The organism is Legionella gratiana (assembly GCF_001467695.1).
GTDB lineage: Bacteria > Pseudomonadota > Gammaproteobacteria > Legionellales > Legionellaceae > Legionella > Legionella gratiana.
Genome location: NZ_LNYE01000022.1, coordinates 546517 through 561555 on the forward strand (window position 1 = coordinate 546517; position 15039 = coordinate 561555).

Consider the following 15039-nt stretch of genomic DNA (forward strand, 5'->3'; position numbering starts at 1 on the left):
ATTGCAATGATTAAGATAAATACAGCAAGAATTAGGTTTTTTCTTTGTAATACAGTATCTTGTATTTCCTTAATAGCTTTAGCCTTTAATTGCACCTATGCTGCAGATACCGAGGAAAAGAAAACTATTATCACGGTTATAGGGAAAGAGTTTCAGGTAGATGGAAAGAGAAAAAAAACAAAAGAATTTCAATTAATATTTACTCACCCTGATGGCAGCAAAGACAGTAAAGGCTATTTTGGTAATAAAGGAGATATGTTTAATGTTATGGTTGAAAACAAAACCTCTGTACCAATTACAATTCACTGGCATGGATTGATTGTTCCCAATAATCAGGATGGCGTACCAGAGGTTACACAAGTTCTGATACAACCCGGTCAAAATAAACATTTTAATTATAAATTAATGCAATCAGGTACTTACTGGATGCATTCTCATCAAAAATTTCAAGAACAAAATCAATTGTCAGCACCATTAATTATTTATGATAAAGAGGATAAATACAACGGATTGCAGGAGGTGATTATGTTTCTCGAAGATTTTACTTATAATGATCCCCAGACATTATTTGACAATTTGAGAAATGCCAAAATGGCGATGAGCAACAAGGTAAGTGGAGATGATTTAAATGATATTGATTATGATGCATTCTTAACAAACAAAAAAACATTAAATGCTGCAGATGTTATTCCAGTTCAGTCAGCAAAAAAAGTCAGAATTCGAATTATAAATGCTTCTTCTGCGACTAATTTTACAATTGATACGGGTAAGCTGAAAGCAGCATTAATCGCTGTAGACGGTGAGAATGTAGTGCATCCTGTGCATGGCAATTCGTTCCCTATAGGTATTGCTAATCGCATCGATTTAATCATGGATATCCCGGAGTCAGGTGGGGTTTTCCCTATCAAAGCTCTAGCTGAAGGAACTGATAAGCAAACAGGTTTATTCCTCAAGGCTGGTGATGTTAAAATACCCCAACTCGCCACTAACTCCGGTAAAAAAATGGGCCGAGTTGATTACTATGCTTTAGAAAAAAAATTAACAGGGATGAATTCACTCCCAAATAAAAGAATAGATAAGCATTTACATTATGTTCTTGGCGGTAAAATGCAAGGATATATCTGGACTATAAATAATCAAAGCTGGCCAGATATTACTCCTAGCGTAATTAATTTTGGTGACCGAGTGGAAATCACTTTTGAAAATAAAACTCCAATGTCTCATCCTATGCATTTTCATGGGCATATATTTCAAGTAACTGAAATCAATGGCCAACCATTTAAAGGAGCAATGAGAGATACAATATTGGTACAACCTTTTTCTATTGTAAAAGTCGAGTTCGATGCGTTAAATCCTGGAGTATGGGTTAATCATTGTCACAACCTCTATCATTTAAATGCAGGGATGTTGACAACAATAGAATATGAGCACTATCCGAAGCCAGATTTTTATTTACAAACAATTAGACAAGAACAAAGTAAAAAACGAGATTAACAGTAAAAATAAGATCAGATTAATTTTTAATTTCCATTATTTTTACAAACTGAACTATTTTTACATGAAATAAAATTTATGATAGCGTCAGATGACGTGCTAATAAATTCATTAGAGGAGACGAAACTGTACGCGTCTCCACCGTTAGATTGCTTGAACACGCTCATGGGGTTGCTACGGCTTCAAACGCAGCAGCTTCGCTTGTTTGATAAAAGGGATTTATCACTTCGCTGCGCTCACTTCCTGAGAGCTTAATGCAACTGAGAATGTCTTGGGGCATAAAATGTAACGCCATCAAATGACCTTTACCAATGCTTTTGCTCTGGTTAAGCGTTGCCATTTGTGTCGCATTAAGCATTACCTTATAACAAGAGATTGTTGTCCTTCCTGCCTCCAGCGCTTCCTGTGCAAACAGAGCATCAGTGGAGGTATAGAACATCCGGGACACCAAGGGATTTCTTGCATAGTTCCATGCGCTTACCTGTTTCATATTGCCCATTATTTCAACAATTGGAATATAATAGACTTTCAGATCATTTCTTTTGGTTGGAGAAGTTTCCTTTTGCATAAAAAAAGTTGTTTGTACCATTTATTATTCTCCCTATGTTTATCCATTTATTAATTAACGTGAGTTCGACAGCTTCCCACTTCACTAAGAACAAGCTTTATCTGTATCTTTTATGTCAAGTTCACGTTAATTAACTACTTTTATACGCCAATTATGGTTTATTAATAAAGTCTTAATTCTTATATCATATAATTTGAACATCAACCACTCACTTTTGATGATTTATGAACGAACTTGTCAGTGCAATTACAAAAGCGAATGCAAAATTAGCTCTCTTTAAAGAACATGCTCGTAAAGAAAGCATGAAATGGTTTCATGATGATTCACGTTATCAGTTTATTAGCGACATCGAAAAAGGATTAGCACTACATGATCATATGACCATTAGTGAGTTAGAGAAGGCCATTCGTTTTATAGAGGAAATGAAGATCTATACCGAAAATAAAAAAACAGAGAGTTTCAAAAATGTACTTTCTCAAGATTTTCATTATCGAACTCTAGCTTCTTTTGATATTGATAAGTTTACAACTAGAGAAAAAAGACCTCAAAAACTAGAGCCAAACGTGCTTCTTAGTAAAAAAAGCTCTTTATGTGGTTTTCTTACTGAAATCCATAGTACACTCATTGGTCACTATGAACTCTCTAAAGCTCATGCGGAAGGACATATTCCTGTAAGCAAGATCCACTACACCTCTGATTTAATAAAACAGACACAAATGGCACAGGATCTTGAAAATACAACAAAGAATGCTAAAACCATTGATGACTCAACGTCGGTTATGGATATTCGCCGTGGAGGAACTACCTTTTATGGAGTAAAAATAGACACAGGAAAAAACGATGTCTATGCTCTCTCTACCATCGAAAATTTTGCGGGTGATAAAATTGATGTCCTTGGATCCAAAGCCAATAAAATTTTTCATTTTGGTGGTCAAGTACTGCAAGGGATAATTTTAGATGAATTTGAAAACTCGATGGAATTGATCGATAACGATCAACATTTGACTGAGGGCTTAAAACCCACGCTTACGCGCGGAAGTGTCAATTGGTCGAAAAATCCAGAAACAGGTCAAATTTATGCAACAGTAGAATTGAAAATCCTTGCATGTGCTTTTATTGATCCTATCGATACAAGTAAAATGCCGAAACATTTTGCAATAAGAAGCGATGGCACCACTTTAGACACAATTGATGAAAACATACTTCCGCAGCTCAATAAAGTAGCTGCTCAGGATGAGAATGATATTGTACCTATTTGTACTTTTAAAGCCAAATTGGATCTGACCCTAGATGAAAATACTCAGGAGCATTATTTAAAAATGAATGAGTTCGTTGTGAAAATAAATACCCCTGAGATGATTTCTCGTAAAGATCCTAATCACCAACCACAAGTTAGCTGCTATTACGATATTTAAATCACCACTACAGATACTATTACTCCGATCTCATTGGCTCAAAATATTAATCTATATGAGTGTATTTGTATTGTCTGGAAAATTGCTCATAACATTTGCTCTAATCCACGATTTCAATTCAATTGTGCCGACTTCTGATACCAAGTTTATTTCTTCTGAATTAACATGAGTTTCGGATAAAGAACGTCGTTTTATTTTGAATAGTCCGGGCTGAGGCGACTGGATCTAAATAGATTCTTTATCCGAAACTCACCTTAATTTAATTTAATTTGATTTGATCTGCTGGAACACATTTTTAAAACAAAACTAGTTAGTAAGCAAATGAGAATTCAAATCGAATTAATTTTATCGATTACGGAGCCCTTTGAGTGAACATCTTTAAAGCCTCTTCACCTTTCGTCAACATGGTCTGGTATATTTGCTTGAATTTATTAGTAGGTAAGCAGGGTTGCATTTCCGTCTTCTGCTCCGGCTCTTTATCAATACAATACTCTAGTTCGTCGCCTTGTAGTTGCTCCCATTTCATCCGAAAATCCATTTTTTTCTCTTCCATAGCTCTTAAAAAATCACACGAACCTTTTGGAGGAGCAACCAAGCTTGGCGCAGGAGCTTTGATATCATTCAACATTCTCACTGTTTCCGCGAAGGTCTTCAGAGGTTTCAGAGATTGCGGTGCAGGATCTGCTTGAAGTGTTGGCTTAATTTGTATCTCAACTGGTGACTCATATAACGCATTCCATGCTTTTTTTATCCCATTTATTAACTTAGGACCAACTGCCGCAAGACTACTACTAGCGATGAACCCACCAACTGCAGATACAGCAGCAACTACACCAACTTGCGCTATTAAGTTAGCCCCAGCTAGAGCACCAAGAGTAAGACCATAGGCACCGAAACTCAGAATAGCTGCTGCAACAGCCGGCCAAGCAAAAAAGGCAACTGCACCTAACATACCAGCAGCCAACACAGTAGCACCTAAGGCAATAATCGCAGTTTTATGTTTTTTGATAAAAGATTCTTTCGATTTTTTTATCACAAATGTAAGCACTTGAGGCTCTATCTCTTGGCTTATTCGTGAATCTAATGGTGGCGGTACTATTACTTCATTATTGCTTTTGTTTTGAATTGGCATGTTTTACTCCAAATATGTCCTAGCGAAAGGCCTGATTAATTATTAAAATAAAAGCATTTTCCAAAAAAATTACCAATGGATTAATTTTATGTGTCATATCAATCATTCTTATAATTTATTATTTTCAATGAGTTGACACTCATTTAATAGGAGTTTGGGATAAGGATTTTATTAAACCCAGTGGATATCGGGCTGTGGAATCAAATCTTAAAACACTAATGATTGAAGATATTGGCTATTATTTCTATTGCACATCAAAGCAGATAGCCTGGTATTTTTGACTTTTTTATAGTGTGCTAACACTATAATTCAACATAGAGTCTGCTTGTGAGTTTTCTTATTTTATTTTTCCCTATAAGCTCGCTTGAGAGCCGCTATATCAAATTTCTTCATCAGTAAAAATGTTTGCGTTACGCGGTCAATTTGTTCACGGGTGCCATGTTTCATTATTTCTCCTAAAGCAGTGGGAACAATCTGCCATGAAAGACCATATTTGTCCTTGAGCCAACCGCACTGCTCCGCTTCTGGCACCGCAGAGAGCTTTTCCCAATAATAATCAATTTCTTCCTGAGTTTCGCAATTTACCATGAATGATATAGCTTCATTAAAAGCAAAATCATGATTTAGAGCACTCTCCATTGCAGCGAACCATTTGCCTGAAAGTATGAAATTAGCAAATGCAATTGTTCCTTCTTTTTCCGGATCATGCCTCGAATCATGATAAGTGACATTATTCCATCTTGAGTTTTTAAATATCGACATATAGAAATTGATAGCTTCCTCTGCCTTACCGCATACATTGCCAACGAACAGCAGCGCTGGAATGATAGGTGGCCGTTCTTCGCTTCTGATATCCGAAAGAATGAGTTGCCATGAAAGACCGTATTTGTCCTGAACCCAACCATAGTGTTTACTGAAAGGATACTCTTGAAGCGGCATGAGCGCCGTACCCTTGCTGAGCAACTTATTCCATAAACTATCGAGTTTTTCTCTGGCATCCTTTCTCTCTGCTAGATTGAAATTTACGAGAAACGAAACTGAGGGATTAAATTTAAAAAGAGGTCCTGCGCTGATCGCCATAAAAGATTGGCTTGAAAGCTCAAAAGAAACAACGTCACAATCTCCCGATGGTGTGTCGTGAAGTGTGGTAATATTCATAATTTTTGAGTTAGGAAACAAAGAAATATAAAATTCGACAGCTTCCCTGGCTTCCTTATCGAACCATATATGCGGTGTTATCTTATCCATGTACTGCCTCCCTTCCAATTTTTTGCTTCAGGCGCTTAATTAATCCCTCTAACTTCAGCAACCTCAATTTAGCATCTCCTTAATAATTTGTCCCGACTCTGAATAAATCATCCCGAACTATCCTTAAGTTGTGATGTTTTTTGATGTCGACGAAGTACCGATCAAATCCAATGTTTGATTCAGCTCTTGAACTACTTAGGCGACTCTACCATCGATTTATTTATTTCCACAGAATCTTGAATAAGTAATCGAAGCGTTTGCACACTTAATTGCATAGCCACCTTATGATTTCCTTTCGTTGTTTCTGCTTCTTGACGAGCCCTGATTGCCTTTTCTACTCCTTGTAATAACTCAGTATTACAATCTTCTTCACCTAACAGCAGTTTTATGGAAAAAACATTTCTTACTACTGATTCTATAGGAGAAGTTTCTATATAGTGACTTAGAATACCTATAGCAATTTCTGTTGGCTCAAGATTACCTCGAAATCGTTCCTCTTTTAAGCAATCTAGTCCACCACCACATCTCTTTGTCAACAACTGAAATAATTCTGGAATCCCAGGAAATTCTTTTTTCGCTCTCATAGTAACACCACCACTCAAATTAACCAATTATTAAACTAACTGCACATAATTAGTATAATATAATTTTGAATAGTGATTTTTAGTAGTTTGTAGAAGAAAGAGCAAATCGGTGGATAGGGTAATTCTTATTTATAAGATTTGATCAATTTGATCAATAATTAAAACCCTTGGATTCGTGACTTCTTGGCAGTGAAGAGTTTCTTTTTGTTGATATAGGTTAGCGATCCTTCTTTGATCCTAATATAGAATGGAATCTTTTTTTTATTGAGCCAGTTAAATAACCCGCCGCTACCAAATTCCCGATCTGCTAATAAGCCTAATATCTGAGTTGTACCAAAGCTTTTTAAGTATCGATTAATCAATGCTTTTTGTTCTTTAATGTTAGAGTTTCCTGCTTTAGGTAGACACGTCCAGAATAAAGGGATTGCAATGCCCTCATAGGCTACACCCAGCATAAAAATATTAATTTTTTGCTTCCCCCAATACCAATTGGTTCGATCCATAGTGAGGTATACTTTTTGGGTATCAGAAAAAAATAATCGAAAAATAAATCGAGCTATTAGCGTGTAATCTATTTTAAATGATGCAAAAAACCTTTGTAGCCTTTTGTAACGCGACTCTTTCTCTGCTTTAGAAGCAAACGCTACTGCTAGTTCACTTAAATTAACCGTACGAACAGCGAATAGAGCCATCAACATTCGTACTAAACAATCCAACCGAGCCTTGTTCCAAGTAAGATTTTCACCTAATATTCGCTTTAACTCGCTGATTTTATCCATATAATCCTCTTTTTTGGCGAAAAGAATTATATGAAATGTTTTAAAAATCAGCGAGTTATTTCTTATTTGGGCATCATTCCTGTAAAAATTGTCCTGTGCAGAGGCGTGACTTCATACCCAATATTTTCTTAATAAAACCTTAAGCTTTTACTTTTATACTGGCGACGAAATTTGTTTACTTATAATAAGGAGATAAAATTGCCTAGAAATCATCATACTCATCCTGGCCATACACATGTACCTCCTCATGTTCATGTGCATGCTCACCCTCATGTATATCATCCACAAGTGCACATTGTTCCTCCTATTCGTCCTCATGTTCATGTTCATCGAAGATATGCATACTATGGTTCAGGAGCATTATTAGTAACTGCTGCGATTTTAATTCCTGCCATAATCATTGCCTCGCTGCTTACACCTACTGCAGGTGTTGCAACAAGTTATGCTGCTTCGTCAATGACTTTAGGAGCTGCATCTGCGGGAGCAGGAACAGCAGCCGCGTTTAGTGCAGCCACTTTTGGTATAGGAGCACTTTTAATTTATGGTGCGATTGGTTTAGGCTATCTATACTCCAGTGCTAAAGAATGTTATTCAGGTAATAAAACCGTGATGGATGTAATGGCTTCTCGTGTAGTAAATGAAGACGGTTTCTCTGTTAAAGGCGTTTTAAAGTCTATAGGCGCTGTCGTTTGGTCTCCTTTTCTACTTATTGGTGGACTAGCAGGAATGGGTGTTAAAGCTGCAGTCAATGCATGTAACACTAAAAAATCAACTAATTATGAATCATTACCGGAAGTTGATCAGAAAAATTCTGCATCTGATTTAAGAACGACTCGTAATTTATCAGAAAACAGAAATGAACCTACTGCACCATTCCACACTAAATCAATTTTTGCTGATTTAGGCAAAAAGATTGAAAAAGACGTAACACATAGCAACGAGTATACTCTTCAATGTTAATGTAGCTGACGAGTTGAGCCTTAATCTTCTCAGGCTCAACTTACTGTTAATAATTTAGCCTAAATCAAACATGAGATTGATGCGGATCAAAAGCATCTCTCACTGCATCAGCAAATAAGTTAACAGAGAGCACCAATAAAAACATAAAAAGAAACGCGGCAAACATAGGCCACCAAATAACAGGATTACGAGCAAGCTCTAGACGTGCACTATTAATCATGTTTCCCCAACTGATTGTCATTGGTGAAACCCCAGCCCCTACATAAGACAGTAATGCCTCAGCCATGACTAAAAAACTAAAATCCAATACCAAAGTAATCACCACAATATGCATCACATTAGGCAGTAAATGTTTACGAATAATAGTAAACCAACCTGAACCCAATGCGCGTGCCGCCAAAACAAAATCAATTTCACGTAATTTCAAAGTCTCAGCACGCAAGAGTCTGCATAAACTAGTCCAACTGGTCACTCCTAAAATGAAACAAAGTGCCAACAAACGTGCATCAGCGCTTTGAGCTAAAGTAGTAAATTCTTCTGGATGGTTAGCAATATAAATCTGTAATGACAAAACTGATGCAGTAATTAATAACACTCCTGGAATAGAACTTAAAGTAGTATAAATGTACTGAATTACATCATCCGCCAAACCACCAAAATATCCTGCAACTACTCCTAGAAATAAAGCTAAAGGTAACATAAATAACGTAGTTAAAAAGCCAATTACTAAGCCCGTACGTATGCTTTTAATAGTGTAATAAAAAATATCTTGTCCAATTTGTCCTGTACCTAATACATGAAATGTTCGTGATAACTCATATCCAAATACAACAAAAAATGTAAGTATACCTAATGTAATCAGTATACTTAAACTCGTAGGAGTTAAAGTAAAAAGCTTTAAACGTAAACTAAATCTTATAATAACTAATACAAAGCCACTCAAAAAAATCACAAAAATACTGCTTTGCAATGCATCAATAAATGTATGTACTATAACCCTTTTTTTCTCCTTTTCAGTTTTGATCTTTGCAGAATAGATAAGTGGAGGATAAATTTGTTTGACCACACCATCAATCAAAGTAGTTTCACTGACAAACTGTCGTAAAGCTAACGGAGCTGAATAGGTTGTTTCTGTAATTTCATCAATAGGAGCTAAAATGTCATCAAGAATGGTGCTTGTTGTTTCGGCTTTTTGATTCATTGGCACCATATGAATAGAATCCAATACGCCAATAATAATAAAAAACAAAAGTATGATCCCCGCACTTACTGCAATTGGCCGATGCAAAATAATGGAAAAAGAGCGTCTAACATGTTGCTTACGCAAGCTCAATAAAATAACCAAGACACTTAAGACTAATAAAGTGAGGAAACATTTATCTGTCCATAAAAATTCAACGGTCATTTTATTCCTTAATGTTTGATTGGTCTCATAGCCTTAAATTAACGTGAGTTTCAGATAAGAGAACTAGTTTACTTCGAACCGTTCGGGCTGATGAGTCGAAACTCACGTTAAATTACGAAAATTTTACACGTGGATCTACGAGCATATAAGAAAAATCTGTTAAAATTAAACCGACTATGTAAAGAATAGATCCTAAAAAAACCATAGCTCTTACGATAGCAAAATCCTGTTGCTGGATTGCATCGATGGTATAACTACCTAACCCAGGCACACCAAAAAACGATTCTAGAATTAAACTACCCATGAATAAAGACGGAATAAGCACGACAACCCCAGTTAAAATTGGCAACAGAGCATTTTTTAATACATGAATAAACATCACTCTTTGTTCAGATAAACCCTTAGCTCTAGCTGTTTTAACATAATCTTTATTGATTTCTTCCAACAATAAAGTTCTATACCAACGCCCCCCTGCTCCTAAACCACTAAGAACAGCGACAGTAATTGGCAAAATAACAAATTTCAAAGCGTCAAAACCTTCGTCATAGCCTGAAATAGGGACTAAACGCAATAATTTCCCAAAAAGATATTGGCCACCAATGATATAAAACAAACTGGAAATCGACATTAAAATAATACAAATAATGACACCCGTTAAATCAAGATATGTCCCTCTAAAAAATGCCATAGCCATAGCTATAATAATGTTGCTGATAATACTCAAAAACAAAACTGGCAATGCAATTGAAAGGCTAGGCCACATTCTATAAGCAATGTCTTCACTAATATCACGTCCAGCATCAGAAATACCAAAATCAAAAGTAAAAAGCATCATGGATTTTTGGAAAAACAAAGTTTCCGTTATTTTTTGCACTCCATTTTTTTGCTCATTGTAAAACAAAGGTAAACTATAGCCATGTGCCATTTTCCAATCATCGATCACTTGCTGCTCCACATATTTTTGTCCTAAGTGCATGCGCGCAATATCGTCAGGTGTATTAACCATAAAAAACAAAATAAAAGTAAGTAGATTAATCCCCAAAAGAATGGGAATTGAATAAGCAATTCGACGCAACAAATACTGAATCATCTATCAAATCCTTTTTGCTGGTTGTTTTTCCTTCTTGTAATAAGCTATCACTAAAGGAAGAGTCAAAACCAAAAGCAGCAAAAACAATAAACCCAAAGGCCAAAAAATTGGCTGATTCCAAGCTTGGCGCCGTGTGTTTCGCTCTGCTACATTAATCGCAGTATATTTTAATGTTCCATAAGTCATAGAATTAGGCTTAACATGAGAAACCCAAGATTGAGATAATAGAAACTCTTCGGGATTAATCCCCCAGAGCCAGGGTGCATCATGTCTTACAATATTCACCATAGCATCAATTAGCTGCTGCCTTTGTGAATCATTTTCTCTATTTTTCATTAAATTAAAGAGACGATCAAATTCGGGATTCTCATAATTAGCAGCATTTTCACCGCCAAATTTTACCTTGCCATTTCCTCCATACAATTGAAACAAAAAATTTTCAGGATCTGGATAATCTGCAATCCAACCCCAACTAAATATCTGAATCTCTCCTGTACGCATTTTCTCTTGAAAGCGATTATATAAAGTTGCTCTTACATTTAAATCAATTCCAATTTTTGCAAATTGCTTACGCGTCCAATCAAATAAAGATTTATCTCCTGGTCCGCCAGACGAAGTAACATCATAATGAAGAATCAATGGGTTTCCTGTTTTTGGATCAATACCTCCTGGATAACCAGCCTCAACCATTAATTGTTTTGCATCACTAATTGGTCTGCGTATTGCTTCATCATTTACCCATTGATAAATATAAGGATTAATTCCTGCTTGTTCTTCTTTATAGCCAAAAATACCTGGTGGTATCGGTCCTTGAGCAGCAAAACCTCGTCCATTAAAAAAAATTGCGATCTCTTCATCATAATTTACAGCAATAGAAATAGCCTGTCTTAACTTACGAGCCCGCTCACTAGAACCACCCACAATGCTATCGAGCATGTTAAAGCCCATGTAAGAAATGCTAGGTTGTACTGTTTGCGTTAAATACATATGCTTTTTGCGCATCTCTCGAGTTAAAGTTGCCTCTCCATGTCGATTAATATGGATAGCTTGATCAAAACTGTTTGAACCAATTGCTGAATTATCATAATAACCTTGCAGAAATTTATTCCAACGTGGTATGGCTTCTTTTTCCAATGTAAAAACAACTTGCTCCACCAAAGGTAGGCGTTTGCCTTCATTATCTAAATACCCTAATTTCTTATCTCTTGCAGAACCATTACTGGGATAATACATCTCCCGAAAATTAGGATTCTTTTGTAATACCATGCTTCGATTAGGATTGTTTTTAACCAGCATAAAAGGTCCAGTACCGATTGGATACCAACCAAGCGTAATATTATTATCTGCCATTCCTGGTTGAGAATAAAAAAGATCCGCCTCCCAAGGAATAGGTGCGAAAAAACTCATAGCAAGCCAAAATAAAAACTGGGTATATACCCCCTTTAAAGTAATTTCAAACGTATAATCATCCAGTTTTCTTAGGCCCTCTAAGGGATACCTACGCAAATCAATATATTGATTTGTTTTAGGAAGTGTTCGTCCATATTTTTGAAAACCAACAATATAATCACTCATGAGTCCATAAATTGGCGCGCTCACTGCTGGGTTCGCTAAACGCTTAATTTGATACATATAATCATCAACAATTAATTCTCGAGTACCCATGTACCTAAAATCTGACAATTGATGAATCTCTTCATCTGCTAAATAATCTTTTGATAAATGATGATACCGATAGACCCCTTGCTCATCTTTGGCAAATGCAGGGTGAGGTTGATAGTAAATTCCTCTTTTAATACTAAGGGTATAGACACTATAACTCGGAGTAACCTGACTCGTTGCAGAGAGCACATTTCCCTGTGCATCCAGATATCTGAGTTGTGGCATTTGCGTCGCGGTTAATGGAGCTAATTGATAAGGCCTTAATAGATAATCATATTCCAGTAATGGCTCATAAATTTGAGCGATAAAAAGATACTCATTGGAAGAATAAGAAAGAGCAGGATCCAATGTTTTAGGCTGTTCAGAGAAAGAAGAGTAATAAATGTTCTTTTTTGATTCACTTTGGGGGTAAGGATTATTTAAAACACCTGGCCATGCATTCACACAGTCTAGGACATTAAAAAACATCAAAAAGAAAACTATTCGTTGTATACGATTCAAATAAAATCCCTATCATGAGCTCAAGTCAATTTAGTGTCTTTTGACAATTCTACTATCCAAAATGGCATGATTTTATGCGCTCCAATACACACATACTTCGTGAATGCTGCATTTCAGTATCTAAAGTCACACCATTTGAATGGTCAACAGACACTATAACATATGGAAAAATTGTTCTTCATCTAAAATAGCAACACCTAAATTATTGGCTTTATCAAGCTTGGATCCCGCTTCGCTACCAGCAATCACATAATCGGTTTTTGCCGAGACGCTACCGCTTACTTTGGCCCCTACCCTGAGCAATTTCGCTTTCGCCTCTTCACGACTCATGTTATTTAAGGTTCCAGTAAGCACTACTGTTTTTCCAAATAAAGGATGTTCCTTATTCAGTTGCTTTTTCTCAAGTTTAGGCCAATGAATCCCAAGTTCTAGCAAACGCTGAATTACTTGCATATTATGAGCTTGTGCAAAAAAATGCACTACATTTGCGGCGCCAACAGGCCCCATATCTTCCAAGCTCATAAGTTCTTCTTCTGTTGCTTTTGAGATTGCATCAATATCACCAAAATGCTCTGCTAATACGCGAGCACTTGTTTCACCAATTTCTCGAATTCCTAAAGCATAAAGAAAACGACTCAATGTAGTCTTCTTGCTATGCTCTAATGCGTGCACTAAGTTTTTTGCTGACTTTTCACCCATACGTGGAAGCGTTGCCAATGTAGAAACATCAAGCATATAGAGATCAGGGAGGTGGCGTACAATGCCTTCGTCAACTAATTGTTCAATTAAAACAGAACCTAATCCTTCAATATACATCGCTTTACGTGAAGCAAAATGCCACATCATTCTTTTTAATTGAGCCTTGCAAAACAAACCACCAATACAACGAGCAACCGCCTCACCTTCTTCACGAACGACATCTGAATCACAAACAGGACATTTTAGAGGTAAACAAATTTTCTTAGTATCCGTTGGTCTTTGTTCTAAAACAACAGAAACCACCTCAGGAATAACATCACCAGCGCGACGAATAATCACTTTATCCCCTATTCGGATATCTTTTCGAGTAATTTCATCCATATTATGCAGGGTGGCATTACTGACAGTAACTCCAGCAACATTAACTGGGGCTAAACGAGCCACAGGAGTTAAAGCACCGGTTCTCCCAACTTGAAAGTCAACTGCTAAAATTTCAGTCATTTCTTCAGTAGCTGGAAATTTATGAGCACAAGCAAAACGTGGGGCTCGTGAAATAAAACCCAATTGTTGTTGCAAGGGAATACTATCAATTTTATAAACAACACCATCGATTTCATAAGGAAGCTGCTCACGCTTAGTGAGCATATGATGATAATAATCCAAGCACCCCTTAATCCCTACTTCCTTTTTGGAATCAGAAGAGACTCTGAAACCAAACTCTTTAAGTAATTGCAATTGATCCCAATGACTATTTGGTAACCGATAATCCTCACAGGCACCAATACCATAACAATAAATCGCTAATGGTCTACTTGCTGTTACTGCAGGATTCAATTGCCGTAAGCTTCCTGCCGCTGCATTACGTGGATTCGCAAAGATTTTTTCGCCCGATTCTTTAGCTTTTTTATTGTACGCCTCAAATCCTGCTTTAGGCATGTATACTTCCCCGCGTATTTCAATAAAACGCGGTGGCTTATTGGTTCTTAAAACCAAAGGAATTGCCGCAATTGTTTTAATGTTGGCAGTAATATTTTCACCTGTAGTCCCATCGCCACGTGTAGCTGCATAAACCAATAGTCCATTTTCATAAGTAATATTTACAGCCAGCCCATCTAATTTAGGTTCACAGGTAAAAACTAATTGCTGAACTGACTCATCTAATTTTTCAGTGACCCGTTTAATAAATGCCTGTAATTCTTTTTCGCTAAAAACGTTTGACAAGGACAACATTGGTTGATTATGAATTACTGGGGCAAACGCATCTGCGGGGGTACCTCCTACGCGTTGCGTTGGTGAATCAGTAGTCAATAATTCAGGATACTTCGTTTCTAAATCTTGTAAAGCACGAAAACAGCGATCATATTCAGCATCAGGTACCAAGGGCTCATCTAATACATAGTAATGATAATCATACAGTCTTATCTTATCTTTTAGCTTAACCACTTGTTCCTTTATTTCATCAATACTCATTCATTGCCATCCGTCTAAAACATATATAAAGC

At 36.5% G+C, this 15039-nt stretch carries 12 protein-coding genes; 3 read left to right on the forward strand and 9 right to left on the reverse strand.

Going from position 1 to position 15039, the window contains the following annotated elements; genetic code table 11:
- Window positions 1-6 precede the first annotated feature (6 nt).
- Window positions 7-1494: a multicopper oxidase family protein gene (locus Lgra_RS10180; RefSeq protein ID WP_083502895.1), complete on the forward strand. Its 1488-nt coding sequence runs from the start codon at window positions 7-9 to the stop codon at window positions 1492-1494.
- Between the two features lie 163 nt (window positions 1495-1657).
- On the opposite strand, the gene Lgra_RS10185 is transcribed toward Lgra_RS10180, so the two are convergent.
- Complete coding sequence (locus Lgra_RS10185) at window positions 1658-2083, reverse strand: hypothetical protein (protein WP_058499134.1); 426 nt, start codon at window positions 2081-2083, stop codon at window positions 1658-1660.
- A gap of 203 nt (window positions 2084-2286) precedes the next feature.
- Between Lgra_RS10185 and Lgra_RS10190 the strand changes: the two genes are divergently transcribed.
- Window positions 2287-3477, forward strand: coding sequence for a hypothetical protein (locus tag Lgra_RS10190; protein WP_058499135.1), 1191 nt, complete (start codon window positions 2287-2289; stop codon window positions 3475-3477).
- A gap of 352 nt (window positions 3478-3829) precedes the next feature.
- Here Lgra_RS10190 and Lgra_RS10195 read toward each other — a convergent pair whose 3' ends face one another.
- The 4 genes from Lgra_RS10195 to Lgra_RS10210 form a co-directional block, all read right to left on the reverse strand.
- On the reverse strand, window positions 3830-4609 hold the full coding sequence (locus Lgra_RS10195) for a hypothetical protein (protein WP_058499136.1): 780 nt from the start codon (window positions 4607-4609) through the stop codon (window positions 3830-3832).
- A gap of 342 nt (window positions 4610-4951) precedes the next feature.
- On the reverse strand, window positions 4952-5857 hold the full coding sequence (locus Lgra_RS10200; RefSeq protein ID WP_058499137.1) for a VOC family protein: 906 nt from the start codon (window positions 5855-5857) through the stop codon (window positions 4952-4954).
- A gap of 191 nt (window positions 5858-6048) precedes the next feature.
- A complete protein-coding gene (locus Lgra_RS10205) occupies window positions 6049-6441 on the reverse strand; it encodes a hypothetical protein (RefSeq protein WP_058499138.1) in 393 nt (130 codons plus the stop codon).
- Between the two features lie 158 nt (window positions 6442-6599).
- Window positions 6600-7220: a hypothetical protein gene (locus Lgra_RS10210; RefSeq protein ID WP_058499139.1), complete on the reverse strand. Its 621-nt coding sequence runs from the start codon at window positions 7218-7220 to the stop codon at window positions 6600-6602.
- A 198-nt stretch (window positions 7221-7418) separates the two neighbouring features.
- Between Lgra_RS10210 and Lgra_RS10215 the strand changes: the two genes are divergently transcribed.
- Window positions 7419-8180 carry a hypothetical protein gene (locus tag Lgra_RS10215; protein WP_238584419.1) on the forward strand — a complete coding sequence of 254 codons (762 nt, stop codon included), beginning with the start codon at window positions 7419-7421 and terminating at the stop codon, window positions 8178-8180.
- 64 nt (window positions 8181-8244) lie between these two features.
- Here Lgra_RS10215 and Lgra_RS10220 read toward each other — a convergent pair whose 3' ends face one another.
- From Lgra_RS10220 to ligA, 4 genes are all read right to left on the reverse strand, one after another.
- Window positions 8245-9585 (reverse strand): ABC transporter permease, encoded by a 1341-nt coding sequence (locus Lgra_RS10220; protein ID WP_058499140.1) that lies wholly within the window; start codon window positions 9583-9585, stop codon window positions 8245-8247.
- A 112-nt stretch (window positions 9586-9697) separates the two neighbouring features.
- Window positions 9698-10675, reverse strand: coding sequence for an ABC transporter permease (locus tag Lgra_RS10225; RefSeq protein WP_058499141.1), 978 nt, complete (start codon window positions 10673-10675; stop codon window positions 9698-9700).
- 3 nt (window positions 10676-10678) lie between these two features.
- A complete protein-coding gene (locus Lgra_RS10230) occupies window positions 10679-12805 on the reverse strand; it encodes an ABC transporter substrate-binding protein (RefSeq protein ID WP_172468417.1) in 2127 nt (708 codons plus the stop codon).
- Between the two features lie 186 nt (window positions 12806-12991).
- Window positions 12992-15007, reverse strand: a complete 2016-nt coding sequence (ligA, locus tag Lgra_RS10235; protein ID WP_058499143.1) for an NAD-dependent DNA ligase LigA — start codon at window positions 15005-15007, stop codon at window positions 12992-12994.
- Between the last annotated feature and the right edge of the window lie 32 nt (window positions 15008-15039).

Bases quoted from the DNA above. Each gene is read 5' to 3' on its own strand.
- Lgra_RS10180 (WP_083502895.1), top strand. From the start codon at position 7: ATGATTAAGATAAATACAGCAAGAATTAGGTTTTTTCTTTGTAATACA.
- Lgra_RS10185 (WP_058499134.1), bottom strand. From the start codon at position 2,083: ATGGTACAAACAACTTTTTTTATGCAAAAGGAAACTTCTCCAACCAAA.
- Lgra_RS10190 (WP_058499135.1), top strand. From the start codon at position 2,287: ATGAACGAACTTGTCAGTGCAATTACAAAAGCGAATGCAAAATTAGCT.
- Lgra_RS10195 (WP_058499136.1), bottom strand. From the start codon at position 4,609: ATGCCAATTCAAAACAAAAGCAATAATGAAGTAATAGTACCGCCACCA.
- Lgra_RS10200 (WP_058499137.1), bottom strand. From the start codon at position 5,857: ATGGATAAGATAACACCGCATATATGGTTCGATAAGGAAGCCAGGGAA.
- Lgra_RS10205 (WP_058499138.1), bottom strand. From the start codon at position 6,441: ATGAGAGCGAAAAAAGAATTTCCTGGGATTCCAGAATTATTTCAGTTG.
- Lgra_RS10210 (WP_058499139.1), bottom strand. From the start codon at position 7,220: ATGGATAAAATCAGCGAGTTAAAGCGAATATTAGGTGAAAATCTTACT.
- Lgra_RS10220 (WP_058499140.1), bottom strand. From the start codon at position 9,585: ATGACCGTTGAATTTTTATGGACAGATAAATGTTTCCTCACTTTATTA.
- Lgra_RS10225 (WP_058499141.1), bottom strand. From the start codon at position 10,675: ATGATTCAGTATTTGTTGCGTCGAATTGCTTATTCAATTCCCATTCTT.
- Lgra_RS10230 (WP_172468417.1), bottom strand. From the start codon at position 12,805: ATGTTTTTTAATGTCCTAGACTGTGTGAATGCATGGCCAGGTGTTTTA.
- ligA (WP_058499143.1), bottom strand. From the start codon at position 15,007: ATGAGTATTGATGAAATAAAGGAACAAGTGGTTAAGCTAAAAGATAAG.